This window comes from Streptomyces sp. NBC_01089, from assembly GCF_045162975.1.
Taxonomy (GTDB): Bacteria; Actinomycetota; Actinomycetes; order Streptomycetales; family Streptomycetaceae; genus Streptomyces.
In genome coordinates this window covers 8,084,893-8,103,661 of the sequence record NZ_CP108660.1, presented here as the reverse complement: position 1 = coordinate 8,103,661, position 18,769 = coordinate 8,084,893, and the positions used below count along the sequence as shown (strand labels likewise).

The following is an 18,769-nucleotide window of genomic DNA, read 5'->3' as shown; positions in this document are numbered from 1 at the left end:
CGGGTCTGCTGGCCTTGGCCGACCGCAGCCTGGCAGGGGCCGCTCGAACGGCGCTCGCGCTCAGGCCGCGTACAGGTCGAACGTGGACAGGCCGCGCGGCCCGCCGGCCACGTCGAGGGCGGGGTCGACGGCGAGCATCGCCTGGTGCAGGCGTCGCAACTGCGGCGACGGCTCCACGCCGAGCTCCTGCACGAGGCGCATGCGCAGCCTGCGGTAGACATCGAGCGCGGTGGCCTGCCGCCCCGAGCGGTACAGGGCCACCATCGCCTGCGAGTGCAGTCCCTCGTGCTGGGGGTGACGGGCGATCAGGTCGATGAGCTCGGCGATGACCTCGGTGTGCCGTCCGCAGCGCAGTTCGGCGTCGATGCAGCGTTCGACGGTGGCCAGGCGGCTCTCCTGAAGGCGCATCACCTCGATCTCCAGGACCGGGCCGAGGCGTACGTCGACGAGGGCGGGCCCCTGCCACAGGCCGAGCGCGTCGCGGAAATGCAGCGCGGCCCGCTCGTCCTCGCCCTCGCCGAACGCTCGGCGCCCCTGCGCCACCAGCTGCTCGTAACGGTGCACATCGACAGCGTCCGGTGCGATCTGCAGCAGATAGCCGCCGTGCCGGGTGGCCAGGACCTCCTTGGCGGCGCCGGGCGCATCGGGGCCCATCGCGGTGCCGAGACGCCGACGCAGCTGCAGGATGTATGTCTGCAGCGTGGTCATCGCGCTCTGCGGCGAGTTGCTTCCCCAAATCTCCTCCATGAGTGTGGGCACGGGCACGACACGGCCCGGGTAGAAGGCGAGCAGGGCAAGGAGCTGCCTCGGCTTGCCCGCGGTCGGCACGATCGACACTCCGTTGACCTCTGCGCTCAGCGGGCCCAGAACCTGTATCCGCACGGTGTCCTCCCCAAGGACCGATTACGTTCCCCCGACTGTGTGGTCGGCTGCGCCGGCGCTGTCCCTTCGGTCGCCTCGGTGGCCGAATGCCGTCGGTGCGAGGCACGCTAACCCCGGCCGCACCACCCGCCCCGATCTCTCGACCGGCGTTCAAGTGGCCCTCCACACAAGGCAGTCGGCCCCCGCAAGGCCGTCTCGAGAACACTCGTACGACCGCTGGAGGCCCGCTCGCGCCAGGGCGCACGACCGCCGGGTGGCCGATACCGTCCAAGTCCGAACGGACCACGACGGAGGGGTACACGATGAGCGTCGTCGCCACCTCGCACCACGAGCCGGCGCTCATCGCCGCGCCGGCCCGGACCGGCCGGGCGGCATCCGCGAGCGGATGTGTCGAGTTCCGCCTCCTGGGCCCGGTCACGGTCCACGACGGCGCCGGCGGCCGGGACATCACACCGCCCGGATCCAAACAGCGCGCCCTGCTCGCCTCGTTCGTCACGCAAGCCGGGGTGCTGCTCGACGTGGACCGGCTCGCCGCGGAGCTCTGGGACGGTGCGCCGCCCGCGAACGCGGCGAACGCGCTCCAGGCCCACGTGGCCCGGCTGCGCCGGCTGCTGCCGGCAGCGGGCGGCGGACACGAGTGGATCAGGACCCTGCCGACGGGCTACACGCTCAACCTGGGGAACGCCCGCACCGACGTCCAGCACTTCGCCCGGCGCTCGCGCGAGGGCCGGGCCGCGCTCGCGGCGAATCCGGCGAGGGCGGCGGAACTCCTGCACTCCGCACTGGAGTTGTGGCGCGGCCCCGCGCTGCAGGGCTGCCGCACCGGACCGATCTGCGAGGCCGAGGCCGAGCGGCTCGACGAGATACGGCTCACCTCACTGGAGGCCCTCCACGAGGCGAACCTGCGCTGCGAGCGGCACGGCGAGAGCATCGGCGAACTGGAACGCCTCACGGCCGACCACCCGCTGCGCGAGCGCTTCTACGACCTGTTGATGGTGGCCCTGTACCGCAGCGGCCGGCAGACGGAGGCCCTCGGGGTGTACGAGCGGGCGCGCCGCCGTCTCGTCGGCGCTCTGGGAATCGAGCCCGGCCCCGCACTGCGCGCCCGGCTCGACGCGATCCTCGCCCACTCCCCCGGCCTGTCCGCGGCGCCCGCCCCCGCGCTGCTGGAGGAACTCGGCCGGCTGCGCCACCGGGTCACCGAACTCGGCCTAGCACAGCATGAGTTGACCCATCGCGTCGACGCGGTCACGGCTCCGGAGAGCTAGGGTCTTTCGTTTGGGTCAGGCCGGTCTGGGGCGGGATACTCACGCGGCGCGCGCAGGGATGTACCGGGTGCGCGGCGGCGCCGTTCGGTAGTGGCCGGCCCGCCCGGGAGCGACCAGCACCGTCAGCAGCAGCCGCCACAACTCGGCCGTACCGCGCGGGGCTCCGGCCTGCGCGGGGCCGTCGGGTCCGGGCGCCGCTATGCCGTACAGCATCGCCACGAGCAGCGTCCGGATGCCGTCACCGCGTGCGGCCTCGCTCAGCTGACCGGCCGCCTCGGCCTCGCCGAGCAGGCGCACGGCCTCATCGAGCCAGATCCGGCGCAGGCCGGTGCTCTCGGGCCGCCCGTCGGTGCCGTCGTCGGACAGCCGGAAGGCGGCGCGCACCACGGCATCCTCCCGCCGGGCCCGGGCGAGCCAGTGCGTCAGGTCGATGAGGATCTGCACGGGCTCATCACCCGAGTCCCGCCGCTCGCCCAGGAAGTCCAGCAGCCGCACACGGCCCTGCTCGCGCACCGCGTCGGCGAGGCCCTCCTTCGACGTGAAATGGAAGTACAGCGCGCCTTTGGTCATGCCGGCGGCCGCCGCGATCTGCCCGAGCGTGGTATGCGCGTACCCGCTCCTGGTGAGCAGCTTCGCCCCCTCCTCCAGGAGCCTGCGCCGGGTGCGCTCCGATCTGTCCTGCATCCGCCCCTCCCTGGGATCCGTCGGCGCTCGCCCCGCGGGCGCTCAGCCGACCCGGGTCAGCCGCTCGCCGGAGTCGGCCGCGGTCGCCTCGCGCGGCTGCTCGGGGCCTGCCATCAGGATCGAGCGCTGCAGCCGACGCAGCCCCGCCGACGGCTCAAGTCCCAGCTCACGCACGAGAGATGCACGCAGCCGCTGGTAGACATCGAGTGCTTCGCTGCGCCGGCCGGAGCGGTGCAGTGCGAGCATGAACTGGGCGTGCAGGTTCTCGTGCGTGCGGTACCTGCGGACCAGGACGGTCAGCTCGCTGAGGAGTTCCCGGTGGCGCCCCAGACGCAGGTCGGCCTCGATGCGCTGGTCGAGCGCGCACAGCCGAGTCTCCTCCAGACGCCGGCGCTCCATGTCCAGCTGGGTGCCCGTGTGGACGTCGGCCAGCGCGGAGCCGGTCCACAACTCCAGCGCGTCGCGCAGTTCCCGTGCCGCGCGCGGGAAGTCGCCGGCGTCCATCGCGCGGTAGCCCCGCCCTGCGAGCCGCTCGAACTCACGGACGTCGATGGTGCCGCCGGAGGTCTGCAGCATGTATCCGCCGGGAGCCGTGACAAGGACGTCCTTGGCCGTGCGGGGCGGGGCTCCTCGGGAGTCGTGTTCCAGAGCCGCCGCGATCAGGTCGCGCAGCTGCAGCACGTACGTCTGCAGCGTGGTGCGGGCACTGCGCGGCGGCTCCTCCCCCCACAGTTCCTCGATCAGCGAGGCCACCGGCACGACGCGATCGGCGTGCAGGGCCAGTAGAGCCAGAACCTGTCGCGCCTTCGGCGCCGTCGGGGTGACCGATATCCCGCCCTCTGTGACGGCCAACGCGCCCAGTACTTCGATGTCCATGCCGTTTCCCCCTCGTCACGCATGAGTCATCAGCAGCCCGAGACCTCGTCAAGAGGCACTTCTCGGCCCTCATCGAAGTTAAAAACAGTCCGGACGGTTTGTCAATATCAAACCGTCCAGGCTGTTTTTTTACTGATCGTGATGCAGCCGGGCGGCCTGCAGCCGTACAGGCGGGGGCACTTGAGGGGGCGGATAGTGCTGGACCTGGGCGCGTTCTCTCTGCGCCCGCGGGCGGTGCGCCCTCGGAAAAGACACGTTTGGTCTTTTCCGGGGGCGCCGCTTCAGCAGGGTTCCGGACGCGTCGGTACGCTCACGAGCGGATCTCCGACCTCAGGTGCGGCAGCAACAGTTCCCAGATCCCGGCGATCCTGCGCCGGCTGAGCCACTCGGGGTCCTCTCCCCCGAGCACTTCGAGTCCCACCGTCGTCGCCACGACGGCGTGCGTCGCGCTGCGGCCCGAGACGCCCTCGGCCAGCCGCCCCTCCTGCTCGGCCAGACGCAGCATCTCCCCGACCCACCGCTCCCAGTCCCGGCGCGGGCCGGAACCGCCCGCGCGGGCCCGGTCGGAGCCGAGCCCGAACCCGGCCCTGACCACGATGTCGTCCGCGAGCCGGCTCATCAGCTCGTACGTCGCCTCGACCAGTGCCTGCAGCACGCAGCCACCGGCGGGGCGCGCGGCCCGGATGATCCGGGCCACCGAGGCGACGGCCTCGTCCTCGACGGCCTGGGCGAGTGACTGCTTATTGGCGAAGTGGAAGTGCAGTGCGCCGTTGCTGACGCCCGCCCGTCTGCTGATCGTGGTGAGCGAGGCAGGCGCGTACCCCTCCTGCGCGAACACTTCGGCCGCGGCGTGGATCAGCGACGTCCGCGTGCGCTGGGCACGTTCCTGCTTGACCATGGCGTCTCTCCTGGGGCTCAACACGGCGCACGCTCCCGTCGCCTGCTGTGTACGTGGGTCACTGGGGCGGGTTCCCGTGTTTGCGCGACGGCAGACCGGCGTGCTTGGTACGCAGCATGGCAAGGGCGCGGGCCAGCACCGCACGGGTGTCGGCGGGGTCGATCACGTCGTCGACCAGGCCGCGCTCGGCCGCGTAGTAGGGGTGCATCAGCTCGGCCTTGTACTCCTTGACCAGGCGGGCGCGCATGGCCTCGGGGTCGTCGGCCTCGGCGATCTGGCGGCGGAAGATGACGTTGGCCGCGCCCTCGGCCCCCATCACCGCGATCTCGTTGCCCGGCCAGGCGTACGTCAGGTCGGCGCCGATCGACTGCGACTCCATGACGATGTAGGCGCCGCCGTAGGCCTTCCTGAGGACGAGCGAGATCCGCGGCACGGTGGCGTTGCAGTACGCGTACAGCAGCTTGGCGCCGTGCCGGATGATGCCGCCGTGCTCCTGGCCGACACCCGGAAGGAAGCCCGGTACGTCGAGCAGGGTCACCAGCGGGATGTTGAAAGCGTCGCACATCTGGATGAAACGGGCCGCCTTCTCGCTCGCTCCGATGTCGAGCACGCCCGCCAGGACCTGGGGCTGGCTGGCGACGATGCCCACGACCTGCCCGTCGAGGCGGGCGAGCGCGCACACGATGTTGCGCGCCCAGCGTTCGTGGACCTCGAGGAACTCCCCGTCGTCGACGATCTCCTCGATGACCCTGGCCATGTCGTAGGGGCGGCTGCCCTCCAGGGGCACCAGGTCGAGGAGCGCCTCGGTCCGCCGCCCGGCCGGGTCGTCGGCGGCGACGGCGGGCGGCGCCTCGCGGTTGTTCTGCGGCAGCAGCGAGAGCAGGTACCGCACTTCGGCGAGGCAGGTCTCCTCGTCGTCGTACGCGAAGTGGCAGACGCCGCTGGTCTCCGCGTGGACGTCGGCGCCGCCCAGGCCGTTGTGGGTGATCTCCTCGCCCGTCACCGCCTTCACCACATCGGGACCCGTGATGAACATCTGCGACGTCTCGCGGACCATGAACACGAAGTCCGTGAGCGCCGGACTGTAGGCCGCGCCGCCCGCGCACGGGCCGAGCATCACCGAGATCTGCGGGATGACGCCGGACGCCTTGGTGTTGCGCTGGAAGATGCCGCCGTACCCGGCCAGCGCGGTGACGCCCTCCTGGATCCGGGCGCCCGCACCGTCGTTGAGCGAGACCAGCGGCGCACCCGCCGCGACGGCCATGTCCATGATCTTGTGGATCTTGGCGGCGTGCGCCTCTCCCAGGGCGCCGCCGAAGATCCGGAAGTCATGGGCGTAGACGAAGACCGTGCGGCCCTCGACCGTGCCCCACCCGGTGACGACACCGTCGGTGTAGTACCTCTTCGCCTCCAGGCCGAAGCCCTGCGCACGGTGCAGGCGCAGCTGCTCGACCTCGCTGAACGACCCCTCGTCCAGGAGCAGTCCGATGCGCTCGCGCGCCGTCAGCTTGCCCTTGGCGTGCTGGGCCTCGGTCGCCTTCCCGCCAGGTCCGCGCAGGGCCCGCTCGCGCAGCGCGAGCAGCTCTCCCACATGCGTGCGCTCCCGGGCCGGCTCCACGCCGACCGATGAGGGATACGTCGTCATGACGCCCCCTTCCTCTCGTCGCCGCGGATGCGGTGCGTGCGCCCTGACCACCCGCGCAGCCTAACAAACCGCACAAGCGGTTTGTAGATGTCAGATGCAGAAATACCTGACCGTGGTCCCCGGTTGGGGCGAACGCCCGGGGACCGGTCAGTGCCAGCTGTGCGGGGCCCGGTAGGAGCCCTCCTCCCGGGGCCGCCATCCATGCGCCGCAGGGCGCCCGGGGCGGGTCTTCGGCAACTCCTCGCCCCGCGCGAGGAAGGACAACAGCGCGACGAGCGCTGCGAGTTCCTCCTCGTCCGCCTCGCCGCGCTCCACGCGGATCACGTCCTCGGTGCGTGCCGGACTGCTCACACGGCCTCCTTTCATCGAGTCACCGGCCCACGGTCCGCCGGAGCGCTCGAACAACGGTGCAGCCGGAGTCGAGGCCCGCTCCGGGCCCCGAACGCGCGGAGCTCCGCGCCCGGGAAGGGGCACGGAGCTCCGGTGGGGCGCGAGGCCGCGCCCGGCGCCGTCAGCCGGCCGGGCCGCCGAGCAGGACGGGCAGTGCGCGGTAGCCGTTCATCAGGAACGTGGGCATGGGCTCCAGTTCATCGGGAGCGCAGGCCAGACTCACCTCGGGGAAGGACTCGAAGAGGGCACCCAGAGCGGTGGTCGCCTCAATCCCGGCCAGCGGAAGTCCCATGCAGCGGTGCGCTCCGTGCCCGTATCCGAGGGTGTCCCGGTCGGTGCGCAGCAGGTCGAACTCGGCCGCGTCCTTGCCGTACCGCTCCGGGTCGAGGCCGCCTGCGGCGAACGAGACCAGGATCGGGTCGCCCTGCTCGATCCGGACGCCGTCCAGGTCGATGTCCTCCACCGCGAAGCGCATCGGTGAGTAAGCCCCGGGCGTGTGCATGCGCATGGTCTCCGCCACCACATCGTCCCAGCCGGCCCGGCCCGCACGGACATGGGCGAGCTGGTCGGGGTGGGTGAGGAGCGCGCCCAGGGCGTTGGTGATCAGCGTGGCCGTGGTGTCCTGGCCGCCGGCGACCATCAGGTAGAGGGTGCCCAGGAGTTCGGACTCGGTGAGCCGGTCGCCCTCGTCCCGTGCCTGGATCAGTGAGGAGGTCAGGTCGTCGCCGGGCTCGGCGCGCTTGGCGGCCACGTGCGCGCTGAGCAGCCCGAAAGCCTCCATCCGCGCGGCTTCCATCTCCTGGCCCGACACTGTGGTGCTGAACACGGTGTGCAGGGCCGCGCACAGGGTTCTGGTCGCGGCGCCCTGCGGTATCCCGAACAGCTCGCAGATCACGCGCATGGGCAGCAGTTCGGCGAAGTGGGCGCGCAGGTCGACGGCGGTGCCCGACGGCAGCGCGATGAGGTCGTCGAGGAGTTCGGCCGTGATCTCCTCGACGCGGGGCCGCATGGCCTGCGAGCGCCGCACCGTGAAGGCGCCCGCCACCAGCCGCCGCAGCCGCGCATGCTCATTTCCGTAGGCGAAGAGCATGTTCTCGTTCGCCACCCACGGATACAGCGGCCACGCGTCGGTGATGCGGCCCTCCCGCAGGGCCGGCCAGTGGCTGCGCGCGTCCTTGGACACCCGTGTGTCGAGCAGCAGTTGCTCGACCTGTGGCTGGCGCACCACGGCCCAGGCGGTCACACCGCCCGGCAGCAGCACTTTGGCCGCCGGCCCCCGAGTGCGCAGCATATCGGCTTCTCCGGCGAGATCACTGCCCGTGACGTCCAGTGCGTACGGGCAAGCAGTAAGGTCCGTCATTCCCACCCCAGGGTCGAAGTCGACTTGAGTCTGTGCGTCGTACCCGTGCTGGTCGTACCCGTGCTGGTCCTGCTCCGTACCGGCGCCCGCGCCTTTGCCGCTCCCCTGTCCCGCTGCGCCGGGTCAGCCGCTCGCGTCGAGCGTGGCCGCCGGCCTGTCTCGGGCCGCGAGCGCCTCCTCGTACACGCGCTCGGCCCGGTCCGGCGAGATGTCGAGACGCATGAGCACCCCCGGCACCGCGATACCGGCCATGAGATGACGCTGCATGTTCGTCACGCCCACCACCAGATCCGCATGATTCGTCATGATCTTGGACAACATCTGCACTCCGGTGAAACAGCCCACGAACAGGCGCGCGGAGGCCTCGACGTCCACCTGCGGCAGGAGTTCACCGTTCTCCTTGGCCCTGGTGAGCACCGCGACGTTGCGCTCCCCCCAGGCCCGCATGGGCACCTGCCGGTCGAGCCCGTCCAGGCGCGAGCCCTGGTCCACCGTGAGACGCACACTGCCCCGGACGATCGCGTCGCCCGTGCTGAGCATGTGCGCGATCACCAGGGACTCGTCCAGGCCCTGCTGCAAAGCCAGTTCACGTTCCGGGACTTCGGGAACCGCCGTCACCTGGCTGGCGAGGACCGCCTGCGCGAGTTCCTTCTTGGAGGCGAAGTGGAAGTAGAGAGCCCCCTTGGTGACCCCGGCGCGGCTGAGGATCTCGGAGATCGCGGCGGACTCGTAGCCCACCTCGTCGAACACCTCACCCGCTGCGACCAGGATCGCGTCACGCGTCCTCACCGCTCGTTCCTGCCTGGCCACCGCCACCTCCGTGCCTTGCCCCGAACCCGCCTGAAACCAAAGGCCGTGCGGTACGGACCTCAGGGGCCGCCACCCTCAGCGCCCAGCGTCCGCTGAACCAGAGGCCGTCCGTGACGTCCATACGGAGCGTGATCTTCATCGTCCCTCCGAGTGATACGAGAATAAAACCAGTCAGACGGTTTTTCAATGCCTGACCCCCACACGACGACCCCGCCGCCCCTGGCACCCGTCCACGCTGAACCCTGGATTCCCCTTGCGGCGTCTGGATTCCGACAGGTTCCGCACCTTGAAAACAAAACCGGTTGGTACGTATCTTGCGTCTCGGCCCCAATCGGCCAGAGGATCCGTGACAACTCCGGGGGAGAAGCATGACCTTGGTCACTTGGCACAACGTTTCGGCCGTTTCCAGCGGCCTCCTCGAACCTCAGCCGCTCGCAACGGCACTCTCACCCGACGCGGTGGAACGCCGCACCTCCCGTGCGCTGGCCCGGATCGGAACGCCCGCGGCCGCCGCTGACGAACTGCGCCACCTGCTCTTCGACGGCTGCGACCGCGAGCGCGTCCACGCGCCCTGGCACACACTCATCTCCGCCCCCTCCTACCGCCACCGCGACGGCCTCGGACCCGCCGAGCGCGCGGCTCTTGCCTACGAGCGGCTGCGCGAGGTCAACTCCCTCCTCGCCGATCCCCAGAGCCTGGCCCGCGACCCGCGGCTGCTGGCCTCCCTGCACGAGTGGGCCGCGATCGTGGATGGTGGAGGGGGTCTGTGCACCGTGGCGAGCATCCACTACAACCTGTTCCTCGGCAGCCTGCTCGACCACGAGGACTCCGGCCGGCGCGACCTGTCGGACTTCACGTCGATGCGCCGCACAGGAACGTTTCTGTGCACCGAGCTGGAGCACGGAAACGACGCCGGCGCGCTGGAGACCATTGCCGAGTACGACCGGGAGAACGACGGTTTCATTCTGCACACGCCCACCGAGGGCGCGCGCAAATTCATGCCGAACACCAGCCCCGTCGGCGGCCCCAAGAGCGCGCTCGTAGCCGCCCGGCTCGTCGTCGACGGGCACGACGAAGGCGTCTTCCTCTTCCTGACACCGCTGAGCGACGAACACGGGACACTGCCCGGCATCGACGTCCGCCCACTGCCCCTGCGACCGGGCGCCCCCGTGGACCACTGCCTGACCGCCTTCGACCATGTCCGCCTCGGCCGGTCGGCGCTCCTGGAGGCGGAGCACGGGCGGCTCGACGCACAGGGCAGGCTCAGCAGCACCCTGGGCAACAGACGCAAGCGGTTCCTGCACTCCATCAGCCGGGTCACCGCAGGCAAGCTGTGCATGAGCGGCGCCGCGGTCGGCGCCTCCCGCGCCGCGCTCGCCATCGCCGTGCGCTACGCGCAGCACCGCCACGTCAGCGGGCCGAGACCCGGAGAGCGGGTGCCGTTGCAGGCGCACCGCAGCCACCACAGCCGGCTCCTGGACTCGCTGGCCACGGCATACGCCATGACCTTCGCGCACCGCGAGACGGTCGACCGCTGGTGCGCCCACGATCCGGCGGAGCGCGAGGACGCCGAGCGGCAGGCTGCCGTCATGAAGGGCTGGATCACCTGGCAGGCGCGCGCCATCACGACCGAGTGCCGCGAACGGTGCGGCGCACAGGGACTGTTCTCCGCCAACGGGCTCGCCGACTTCCCCCAGTACACCGAGGGGACGATCACCGCCGAGGGCGACAACCTCGTCATCTGGGTGAAGGCAGCCGGCGAGATCCTCTTCCGGTCCACCGCCGAAGCCCCCGGAGAGGGTGACGTACCGGTGGCCGAACGTACGCTGACGGATCTTCGGTTCCTGCGCGAGCTGCTGGCCGACGCCGAGCGGCTGTGGCGCACCCGCGCCGGTGCGGCGCTTCGGCGCGGACCGGCGGGCAATCCGCTGGGGCGCTGGAACACGGCGTCGGACGCCGCCCTGGAAATGGTCGGCGCACACGCCGCGGTCCGGGCGGCGGACGCCTTCCTGAACGCTGTGGAACACGCCCTCGACCCCACGGCCCGGGGTCTGCTCGAGCGGCTGTGCCGACTGTTTCTGCTGCGGCAGCTCGGTGAACACACCGGGGACCTGCTGGCCGACGGCCGGCTGACCGCCGAGCACGTGTGCGCGCTGCCGGAGGCGATCGACACGGTGACGGCCGAACTCGCACCACATCTGCAGTCCCTCGTCGACGCGTTCGACCTGCCGGCCGAGTACTTCGATGCCCTGCCGATGCTGAACGGCGCGCCACCCCTCACGCCCGCCCTCGCCTGAGAACCGGCTCCCCCCACACACTGGGCGGGGAGCCGGCCCTCAGGCGGCGGAGCCCGCGTTGTCGGCGTCCAGCGCACCCAGCAGCCAGTCGTGCGCCGCGCCCGGGGTGGGGCGGGCGGGGCCGGTCAGTTCGGCGACGAGCTGCCAGTAGTGGTCGATGCGGGGGTCCGCCGCGAGCACACCGCCCAGCCGGTGCCGGAAGGCGGGGGTGTCGCGGGCCCCGCGTGAGCGGGCGTACGCGGCGACGAAGCAGTCGAGTGCCTCGCCCGGCTGCGGCGGGCGCTCCGCTCGCAGGGCCGGGGAGGCCAGGGCGTACGCCTCCGCGAGCCCGTCGTAGAGCACCGCCGGGCGGTAGCCCTCCTGCGGCCGGTGGGCCGCGGGCTGGCCGCGTTCGTCTCCGGGGCAGGGGCGGGAGACGAACGCGTGCAGCCGGGCGAAGGCCAGTGCCTGGGCCGGGTCCGGGTCATCGGGAAGCTGCGGAACGGTCTGTTCGAGGAACGCGGTCACCAGCCGGGCCGGCAGCCGCGGCGGCAGCCAGCGCCGCCAGAACCGGGCCAGCGCTTGCGTGCTGGGCGGGGCGGTCATGGCCCCGACGAGGTGCAGCCGCTCGGCGCGTTCCTGCGCGGTGCAGTCCTGCAGCAGGCGCAGGGCCGCCTCACGCCAGCGCAGGGCGGCCAGTTGTGAACCGAGCGCCCTCAACTGCCCCGCGACGACGTCCTCCAGGGCGTCCTCCTCGTCGAGGACCCGCCCCACCTCCCGCACCGGCAGGTCCAGGGTCCGCAGCGAGCGGATCAGACGCAGCCGGTCGAGCGCCACGGGCCCGTACCTGCGGTGTCCCCCGGCGCTGCGTGCGGTCTCGGGCAGCAGACCGCGGTCCGAATAGAAGCGGACGGTCTTGACGGAGACACCGGCGTGCCCGGCGAGCTCTCCGATGGACCACATGCCGTCGGGCGACAAGGCTTGAACCTCCCTCAGGGGGAGTTCATACGGTACCGGCGAGCGCGGACGGCCGTACGGGGCCCCCGCGCACCCCACACGTGCGAGGAGAGGTTCATGACGGTATTCATCCTGGTACCGGGCACGTACACCGGCGGCTGGATCTGGGAGGAACTCGCCTGCCTGCTGCGGGAGTCGGGAGCCCAGGCCCATCCGGTGACACTCACCGGCCTCGGCGACCGGCGTCACCTGGCAGGACCGGGGACGGACCTGGAGACACACATCCAGGACCTGGTCACTCTGATCGACCAGGTGAACGCCCAAGACCAGGTGGACACGCAGGAGCTGGTGCTCGTCGGCCACGGCTACGGCATCCACCCGGTACTCGGCGCGGCCGGCCGGCGCCCGGAGCGGATCGGCCGGATCGTTCATCTGGACACCGGGATCCCCCAGGACGGCGAGCCCGCCCTGAGCCTGGTCCCCGACCAGAAGATCCGCGAACTGCTCCTCGACGCGGCAGACACAGCCGAAGCCACAGCCACAGCGGGAGCAGGGGCGGGAGCCGCATCCGGGGCCGGGGCCGGGGCCGGGGCCGGCCGGGTGGTCCCGGTGCCGGCGTGCGAGGAGTGGCAGCGCTGGGGCAGCACCGCCGGCCTCTCCGAGCAGGCGCTGGCCCGGCTGACCCGCCTGGCCGCCCCGCACCCCGCGGGCACCCTCACCCAGCCGCTCCGGCTGACCGGCGCTGCCGCCGCGCTGCCCGCGACGGGAATCCTGTGCACCCGGAACGGGTCGAGCATCGCCACCGTCGAGGCGTTCGTGGGGCTCGGCGACCCCCGCGTCCAGGAACTCGTCGAGCGCCGTGTGACCTTCTTCGAACTCCACACCGGGCACTGGCCGATGCTCTCCGCCCCCGCCGAGCTGTGCACCGTCCTGCTCGAAGCCGCCGCGGGCGGCGGACACCTGCTGGACCCGGCGGCCGGTGAACGGCCGGCGCATCTGCGGCCCTTCCTCCTCGACGTACCCGAGCAGCCGCGCGAGCGGGCACAAAACATCGATCTCCACCTGCCCCGGGCGCAGGGCCCCCGCCCCGCGGTGGTGTTCGTGCACGGCGGCCCCGTGCCCGCCGGTGTGTTGCCGACCCCGCGCGACTGGCCGGCCTTCACCGGCTACGGCCAGTACGTGGCGGGCCTGGGCGCCGTCGGTGTGACGGTCGATCACCGGCTGCACGACATCACCGGCTACGAGCAGGCCGCCGGGGACATCGCCGCGGCCGTCGAACGGGTCCGCGCCGACCCGCGCGTGGACGAGGACCGCATCGCCCTCTGGTTCTTCTCCGCCGGCGCCCTGATCGCGGCGGACTGGATCGCGGCGCCCCCGCCGTGGCTGCGCTGCGTGGCCGCCACGTACCCGGTCCTCGCCCCGCCGGCGAGCTGGGGCCTGAGCGACACCCGTTTCAGGCCCGCGGCCGCGCTGCGCACCGGCGGTGCGCTGCCGATCGTGCTGACCCGGGTGGAGCACGAACGCGTGGAGATCGCGGCGACCGTCGAGGAGTTCCTCACCGCCGCGGCCGCCTGCCGCCGGGACATCGAGGTGATCGACGTCCCCGACGGCGTGCACGGCTTCGAGACGGCGGGCCCCACCGAGGAGTCCCGGCAGGCCGTGCACGACGCGGTACGCTCCGTCCTCACCCACCTCGGGAACTGACCCCGCACCCACCGCCACCTCGGAAACTGACCCCGCACCCACCGCCACCGTCCCGTCAGGAACCGGCCCCGCACGCCGTCCCGTCAGGAACCGGCCCTGCCCGCCGTCCCGTCAGGAACCGGCCGCGCCCGCCTCAAGGCTCTCGCCCGTCCCGGGACTTGCCTCGCTCCGGCCCGAGGGGGCGGCTGCCACGGCGGGCGCCGGCTTGTGCGGGGGTGTCGCGGTGGGCGGGTTGCTCACGGGGATGCTGACACGCGCGGGGATACCGGGACCGGCCGTTCGGGTGAGGGTAGTGTGTTCATAGGTCGAACAGATCTCCTCATGCCCCGTGGTGGCGACCGCGTTGGCAAGCCGGCCGTCCGGGCTGCCCGCACGCGACTCTGAAAGTGGAGCTGATGAACGTGTCGATGGGCGGCGGACAGCTGCGAGGCCGGGCCACCGTAGCAGCCCTTGTCTGCGCGATCGCCCTGATACCCGGGCCCAGTTACGCAGCCCCCCACGATCCAGGCCCGCAGGGCGACGGGTCGATCGAGCACATCCGTACCGAGCTGGACGGCCTCTACCGCCAGGCGGAGGTGGCCACCGAGGCGTACGACGCCGCCAACGAGAAGGCCACCAAGCAGACGAAGCGGCTGGCGGCGCTGCACACGGACCTCGCCCGCGCCGAGGACCGGGTCAACACCCTGCGCGACCTCGCCGGTGAGGCGGCCCGGACGCAGTACCGCGGGGGCTATCTCGCCTCCACGGGCCTGCAGTTGCTGCTCGGCAACCACCCCGACCGGGTCCTGGACGAGGCCGCCCAGTCCCGCCAGGCCATGCTCGGCCTCGTCAACGCCGCCCAGACCCAGAAGACCGCCCGCGCGGAGCTCGACGGGCGGACCGAGGCCGCCGAGAAGGAGCTGCGGGAGCTGAAACGCACCCGTACGGACAAGGCCAGGGCGAAGGACAAGATCGAGAAGAAGATCGCCGACGCCGAGCGGATCGAGTCGGGCCTCCAGAAGGACCAGACCCGCAAGCTGGCCCAGCTGGAGAAACAGGACACCCAGAAAGCCAAGTCCAAGTGGCAGGGCGGCGGCGGCCCCTCGGACCGGGGCGGCCCGGGCGGCGGGACGAAGGTGAGCGGAGCGGCCGGGAAAGCCGTCGCGTTCGCCATGGCCCAGATCGGCAAGCCGTACGTGTGGGGGGCCGTGGGCCCCTCGTCGTACGACTGCTCGGGGCTCACCTCCGCGGCGTGGGCGGCGGCCGGACACCCCGTCCCGCGTACCTCGCAGGCGCAGTGGCAGGCACTGACCCGGGTCAGCCTGGCATCGGCGCGGCCCGGCGACCTGATCATCTACTACGACGCCACGCACGTGGGCATGTACATCGGAGGCGGGCAGATCGTCCACGCCCCGCGGCCAGGACGCACGGTCACGACCGCGCCGGCCGCCTCCATGCCCATCCTCGGCGTGGTCCGGCCCGGAGTCTGAGCGGATGTCCCATTCACTGACACCCCGTGACAAGGGGAACCTGCCCGCGCTGAGCGCACCGCCGCTGATCCGTCTCGACGCCTACGTGGCCGAGGACGGGTCGACGGTCGTCAACGGCCATCTGCTGGAGATGGGCGGCATGCGCCCGCCCAACGAGGCGATCCTCGACGCCATAGCCATGTTCGCCCGCACCCTGGGGGCCCCGGTCGCGGCGACCGTCATCGACCGCAGTGTGCGGCAGGTGGCGCGGCTGCGGGTGTATCCCGACGGCTCCAGCCGCACCATCGCCGAGGAGGAGGACCTGCCGCCCGGCCGGGAGCGGACCGCCGCGGAGGAAGAGGCGTTCCCCCCGCTCGCGCGCGTCGAGCGGATCATCCAGCATGCGCAGCGCGAGGAGCTGCACGCCGCGTACGTCCTCGCCGGTGCGCTGCGGGAGCATCTGACGCTGCGCCGGGGCGCGGAGGACGAACTGTCGCTGGAGGCGCGGGCGATCGAGGCGTACATCGCGCATCTGCGCGGCGACTACATGATCTCCACCGTGCTCGCGCTGACCGTCGCGCGGATCCGCTGCCGCACCGACCTGAACCGGGCCGCGCCCGATGTGGCCCGGGCCACCGCGGCGTGGCAGCGGCTGCAGGACGAGGAGCAGGTGGCGACCCGGGGGCAGGAACTGCTGCACATGTGGGACCGGTTGTCCGCGCAGGGCCTGCTGCAGGAAGCGTCCCACCACACCATGGCCCAGGCCGTACGCAGCCGGCTCGAACGCGGCCCCCGGCCCGTGGAGCCACCGCCCTCCTCCCCCGCGGCGGCACTGACGGCCGGTCAGGGCCCGGCCGCCCCCGAGGACAAGCCGCTCAAGCCCACCCGGCGGGGGCTGCGCCGCTTCACCCGGCTGCCGGGCCGCTCGGCCGACTGAACCCCGCAGGGCCCGCCCCCACCACCACCCGGCCCGCCACCGGGTCCACCAGGTGGGCCAGGGGGCGCGGGGGGGGCCGGTGGGGTAGGCGGGGTAGCGAAGAGTTTGTCGGTACGCCGACAATACGGTCACCCTTCGCCGTCCGGGGGCCACCGGGCCCCCGGGGCCGAACCGAGAGGACCGACCATCACCATGCGCAAGCCTCTCCTCGCCACCCTCACCGCTGTGACCCTCGGTGCCGCCGCCCTGGCGGGCACCACGGGCACCGCAGCCGCAGCGTCCGGCCATGCGGGCGGGACGACCCCCGCCGCCGCGGCGGCCGCCGCGCACCCCGAACGCACCCCCGTCCCGGTGAAAGCCGCCTCCTTCGCCGGCACCGTGGCACTCAGCAATTGCTCGGGTTCCCTGATCCGTATGCCGGACTCGCAGGCGACAGACCCCGGCCTGGTCCTGACGAACGGCCACTGTCTCGAAACCGGCTTCCCGAGCGCGGGCCAGGTCATCACCGACCAGCCCTCCACCCGCAGCTTCACACTGCTCAACGCAACGGCCGGCACCGCCGGAACACTCAAGGCGAACAAAGTCGTCTACTCGACGATGACCGACACCGACGTCACGCTCTACCAGCTGACCCAGACCTACGCCCAGATACAGCAGTCCACGGGAATCGCAGCGCTGACACTCTCCGCAGCTCACCCGGTGCAGGGGCACGCGGTCGACGTGGTCTCCGGCTACTGGAAAAAGGTCTATTCCTGCTCCGTCGACGGATTCGCCTACCGGCTGAAGGAAGACCAGTGGACATGGAAGGACGCCGTCCGCTACACCCCGCAGTGCCAGGTCATCGGGGGCACCTCGGGTTCCCCGGTCATCGACACGGCGACGGGACAGGTCACGGCGGTCAACAACACCATCAACGAGAGCGGTGAGAGCTGCACCCTCGACAACCCCTGCGAGGTGAACGAGCAGGGCACCGTCACCATCCGCAAGGGAATCGGATACGCCGAGGAGACCTACGGCATCCCCGCCTGCTTCACCACGGGCAACAAGCTCGACCTGCCGGCCGCGGGCTGCACACTCCCGAAACCGGCAGCGGTCTCAGCACACTGAGGCGTCAGCACACTGAACTGACACCGAAGGAAAAGGGAAGGGAGGGGGCGGGGGCGGGGCGGGGCGGGGCGGGGCGGGGTGGGGAACGGCCGTTGTCCACACACCGGACCGGCCGCCCCCGCCCCCGCCTCCTGTCCCCGGCCCGTCCGGCCCGGCCCAGCCCGGCCCGGCCTGGTCCGGCCCGGGCTGTTCAGCCGTCGCCGTTACCGGTGGTCCTGTTCAGGCCGCGCCGCCGGTTCGAGCGGCGTACCACCTCGCCCGCGGCGAGTGTCACGGACGCCGCCGCCCTGACCCAGCGGGGCCCGCCACGCTGGGCCCACACCACACACACGCACCCGGCGGCAGCGAGCACCACGACACCGATCAGCACCAGAACCAGCATGTTTCTCCATCTCCGCGTTCCCCGTCCACCCCTACTGACGTCACAGGAACCCAGAGGCGTTCCAACAAGCGGCGTTCCAACAAGCGGCGTTCCAACAAGTGGTGTTCCAACAAGTGGTGTTCGCACAGGCGTTGCAGGCCGGCCGGGCACGGGCGGGGTGTGGTTCTTGACCTGGAGCGCGCACCAGATCGGAGGATGGGCCGCATGCACACCAACGACCCCCAGATCGTCCTCGGGACAATGGACTTCGGCACCCGCGTTGCCCCCGGCCGGGCTTTCGCGGTCCTCGACTCGTTCGTCGCCGGCGGCGGTGTCTGGCTCGACACCGCGAACTGCTACTCCTTCTGGGCCGACCCCAGCGGTACCGGCGGCGCCAGCGAGCGCCTGATCAGCGCGTGGCTGCGGGCCCGCCCGGGCGCTCGCGACGCTGTACGGATCGCGACGAAGGTGCGGCAGAACCCGCTGGTCCCGCACTCCTGGCCGCAGAGCGCCGAGGGTCTCTCCGCCCGCGCCGTCCGCGCCGGTGTGCAGGGGAGTCTGGAGCGCCTGGGAGTCGGTCATGTCGATCTGCTCTGGGCGCACGCCGAGGACCGGACCGTGCCGCTGGAGGAGACGGTCGGCGTGTTCGGCGACCTGGTCGCGAAGGGGGTGGCTCTGCGCATCGGGGCGGCCAACCACACCGCCTGGCGTGTCGGGCAGGCCCGGTCGCTCGCGCGGGAGCGGGGCGTGGAACCGTGGACGGCCCTGCAGCTGCGCCACTCGCTCGTCGGGCCGCGCCCGCTCACCCCCGTCGCGGAGGCGGGCCACCGCATGCTCACCCCCGAAGATCTGGACCTGGCGCGGTCGGAGGGGCTCGGGGTGTGGTCGTACAGCTCATTGCTGTGGGGTTCGTACGTACGCGCGGACAGGCCGCTTCCGCCCGCCTATGATCACCCCGGGACCACCCGGGTACTCGCGGTCCTGGACGATGTCGCCGGTGAGCTCGCGGCCACGAGGAACCAGGTCGTCCTCGCGTGGCTGATGCGGCAGGGGATCGATCCCATCGTCGGCGCGAGCCGGGTGGAACAGATCGAGGAGGCACTCGCCGCACGCCGGGTGCAACTCGACGACGAGCACGTGGCGCGCTTCGCCGAGGCGCGGTAGCA

17 protein-coding genes are annotated in these 18,769 nt (G+C 71.8%); 7 read left to right on the top strand and 10 right to left on the bottom strand.

Annotated elements, in window-relative coordinates; genetic code table 11:
* Positions 1-60: 60 nt before the first annotated feature.
* On the bottom strand, positions 61-882 hold the full coding sequence (locus OG510_RS36425) for a BTAD domain-containing putative transcriptional regulator (protein ID WP_406134663.1): 822 nt from the start codon (positions 880-882) through the stop codon (positions 61-63).
* A 302-nt stretch (positions 883-1,184) separates the two neighbouring features.
* Here OG510_RS36425 and OG510_RS36420 point away from each other — a divergent pair, with 302 nt between their 5' ends.
* A complete protein-coding gene (locus OG510_RS36420) occupies positions 1,185-2,150 on the top strand; it encodes a BTAD domain-containing putative transcriptional regulator (protein ID WP_406134664.1) in 966 nt (321 codons plus the stop codon).
* A gap of 39 nt (positions 2,151-2,189) precedes the next feature.
* On the opposite strand, the gene OG510_RS36415 is transcribed toward OG510_RS36420, so the two are convergent.
* From OG510_RS36415 to OG510_RS36385, 7 genes are all read right to left on the bottom strand, one after another.
* A complete protein-coding gene (locus OG510_RS36415; protein WP_406134665.1) occupies positions 2,190-2,834 on the bottom strand; it encodes a ScbR family autoregulator-binding transcription factor in 645 nt (214 codons plus the stop codon).
* Between the two features lie 42 nt (positions 2,835-2,876).
* The gene (locus tag OG510_RS36410; RefSeq protein ID WP_406134667.1) at positions 2,877-3,710 is read right to left on the bottom strand and encodes a BTAD domain-containing putative transcriptional regulator; all 834 of its coding nucleotides are present in this window, start codon (positions 3,708-3,710) and stop codon (positions 2,877-2,879) included.
* 310 nt (positions 3,711-4,020) lie between these two features.
* The gene (locus OG510_RS36405) at positions 4,021-4,608 is read right to left on the bottom strand and encodes a ScbR family autoregulator-binding transcription factor (protein WP_406134668.1); all 588 of its coding nucleotides are present in this window, start codon (positions 4,606-4,608) and stop codon (positions 4,021-4,023) included.
* A 58-nt stretch (positions 4,609-4,666) separates the two neighbouring features.
* Positions 4,667-6,253, bottom strand: coding sequence for an acyl-CoA carboxylase subunit beta (locus tag OG510_RS36400; protein WP_406134669.1), 1,587 nt, complete (start codon positions 6,251-6,253; stop codon positions 4,667-4,669).
* A gap of 147 nt (positions 6,254-6,400) precedes the next feature.
* Positions 6,401-6,604: an acyl-CoA carboxylase subunit epsilon gene (locus OG510_RS36395; protein WP_406134670.1), complete on the bottom strand. Its 204-nt coding sequence runs from the start codon at positions 6,602-6,604 to the stop codon at positions 6,401-6,403.
* 160 nt (positions 6,605-6,764) lie between these two features.
* Positions 6,765-7,934: a cytochrome P450 gene (locus OG510_RS36390; RefSeq protein WP_406134671.1), complete on the bottom strand. Its 1,170-nt coding sequence runs from the start codon at positions 7,932-7,934 to the stop codon at positions 6,765-6,767.
* Between the two features lie 192 nt (positions 7,935-8,126).
* Positions 8,127-8,813 carry a ScbR family autoregulator-binding transcription factor gene (locus OG510_RS36385; protein ID WP_406134672.1) on the bottom strand — a complete coding sequence of 229 codons (687 nt, stop codon included), beginning with the start codon at positions 8,811-8,813 and terminating at the stop codon, positions 8,127-8,129.
* A gap of 368 nt (positions 8,814-9,181) precedes the next feature.
* Here OG510_RS36385 and OG510_RS36380 point away from each other — a divergent pair, with 368 nt between their 5' ends.
* Positions 9,182-11,110, top strand: a complete 1,929-nt coding sequence (locus OG510_RS36380; RefSeq protein WP_406134673.1) for an acyl-CoA dehydrogenase — start codon at positions 9,182-9,184, stop codon at positions 11,108-11,110.
* A 39-nt stretch (positions 11,111-11,149) separates the two neighbouring features.
* Here OG510_RS36380 and OG510_RS36375 read toward each other — a convergent pair whose 3' ends face one another.
* On the bottom strand, positions 11,150-12,052 hold the full coding sequence (locus OG510_RS36375) for a MerR family transcriptional regulator (RefSeq protein WP_406142266.1): 903 nt from the start codon (positions 12,050-12,052) through the stop codon (positions 11,150-11,152).
* 111 nt (positions 12,053-12,163) lie between these two features.
* Between OG510_RS36375 and OG510_RS36370 the strand changes: the two genes are divergently transcribed.
* The 4 genes from OG510_RS36370 (at position 12,164) to OG510_RS36355 (ending at position 17,242) form a co-directional block, all read left to right on the top strand.
* Positions 12,164-13,750, top strand: coding sequence for a dienelactone hydrolase family protein (locus OG510_RS36370; protein ID WP_406134674.1), 1,587 nt, complete (start codon positions 12,164-12,166; stop codon positions 13,748-13,750).
* Positions 13,751-14,145: 395 nt separating this feature from the next.
* The gene (locus OG510_RS36365; RefSeq protein WP_406134675.1) at positions 14,146-15,219 is read left to right on the top strand and encodes an NlpC/P60 family protein; all 1,074 of its coding nucleotides are present in this window, start codon (positions 14,146-14,148) and stop codon (positions 15,217-15,219) included.
* Between the two features lie 4 nt (positions 15,220-15,223).
* On the top strand, positions 15,224-16,135 hold the full coding sequence (locus OG510_RS36360) for a hypothetical protein (protein ID WP_406134676.1): 912 nt from the start codon (positions 15,224-15,226) through the stop codon (positions 16,133-16,135).
* Positions 16,136-16,327: 192 nt separating this feature from the next.
* The gene (locus OG510_RS36355; protein WP_406134677.1) at positions 16,328-17,242 is read left to right on the top strand and encodes a trypsin-like peptidase domain-containing protein; all 915 of its coding nucleotides are present in this window, start codon (positions 16,328-16,330) and stop codon (positions 17,240-17,242) included.
* A 190-nt stretch (positions 17,243-17,432) separates the two neighbouring features.
* Here the strand turns inward: OG510_RS36355 and OG510_RS36350 are convergent, their stop codons facing one another.
* A complete protein-coding gene (locus OG510_RS36350; RefSeq protein ID WP_406134678.1) occupies positions 17,433-17,624 on the bottom strand; it encodes a hypothetical protein in 192 nt (63 codons plus the stop codon).
* A gap of 204 nt (positions 17,625-17,828) precedes the next feature.
* Here OG510_RS36350 and OG510_RS36345 point away from each other — a divergent pair, with 204 nt between their 5' ends.
* Positions 17,829-18,767: an aldo/keto reductase gene (locus OG510_RS36345; protein ID WP_406134679.1), complete on the top strand. Its 939-nt coding sequence runs from the start codon at positions 17,829-17,831 to the stop codon at positions 18,765-18,767.
* The last annotated feature ends 2 nt before the right edge of the window (positions 18,768-18,769 follow it).

Excerpts from the sequence above, each read along its gene's own strand:
- OG510_RS36410 (WP_406134667.1), bottom strand. The coding sequence starts at position 3,710 with ATGGACATCGAAGTACTGGGCGCGTTGGCCGTCACAGAGGGCGGGATA.
- OG510_RS36400 (WP_406134669.1), bottom strand. The coding sequence starts at position 6,253 with ATGACGACGTATCCCTCATCGGTCGGCGTGGAGCCGGCCCGGGAGCGC.
- OG510_RS36405 (WP_406134668.1), bottom strand. The coding sequence starts at position 4,608 with ATGGTCAAGCAGGAACGTGCCCAGCGCACGCGGACGTCGCTGATCCAC.
- OG510_RS36380 (WP_406134673.1), top strand. The coding sequence starts at position 9,182 with ATGACCTTGGTCACTTGGCACAACGTTTCGGCCGTTTCCAGCGGCCTC.
- OG510_RS36360 (WP_406134676.1), top strand. The coding sequence starts at position 15,224 with ATGTCCCATTCACTGACACCCCGTGACAAGGGGAACCTGCCCGCGCTG.
- OG510_RS36350 (WP_406134678.1), bottom strand. The coding sequence starts at position 17,624 with ATGCTGGTTCTGGTGCTGATCGGTGTCGTGGTGCTCGCTGCCGCCGGG.
- OG510_RS36375 (WP_406142266.1), bottom strand. The coding sequence starts at position 12,052 with ATGTGGTCCATCGGAGAGCTCGCCGGGCACGCCGGTGTCTCCGTCAAG.
- OG510_RS36415 (WP_406134665.1), bottom strand. The coding sequence starts at position 2,834 with ATGCAGGACAGATCGGAGCGCACCCGGCGCAGGCTCCTGGAGGAGGGG.
- OG510_RS36345 (WP_406134679.1), top strand. The coding sequence starts at position 17,829 with ATGCACACCAACGACCCCCAGATCGTCCTCGGGACAATGGACTTCGGC.
- OG510_RS36390 (WP_406134671.1), bottom strand. The coding sequence starts at position 7,934 with ATGCTGCGCACTCGGGGGCCGGCGGCCAAAGTGCTGCTGCCGGGCGGT.
- OG510_RS36355 (WP_406134677.1), top strand. The coding sequence starts at position 16,328 with ATGCGCAAGCCTCTCCTCGCCACCCTCACCGCTGTGACCCTCGGTGCC.
- OG510_RS36370 (WP_406134674.1), top strand. The coding sequence starts at position 12,164 with ATGACGGTATTCATCCTGGTACCGGGCACGTACACCGGCGGCTGGATC.
- OG510_RS36365 (WP_406134675.1), top strand. The coding sequence starts at position 14,146 with ATGAACGTGTCGATGGGCGGCGGACAGCTGCGAGGCCGGGCCACCGTA.
- OG510_RS36420 (WP_406134664.1), top strand. The coding sequence starts at position 1,185 with ATGAGCGTCGTCGCCACCTCGCACCACGAGCCGGCGCTCATCGCCGCG.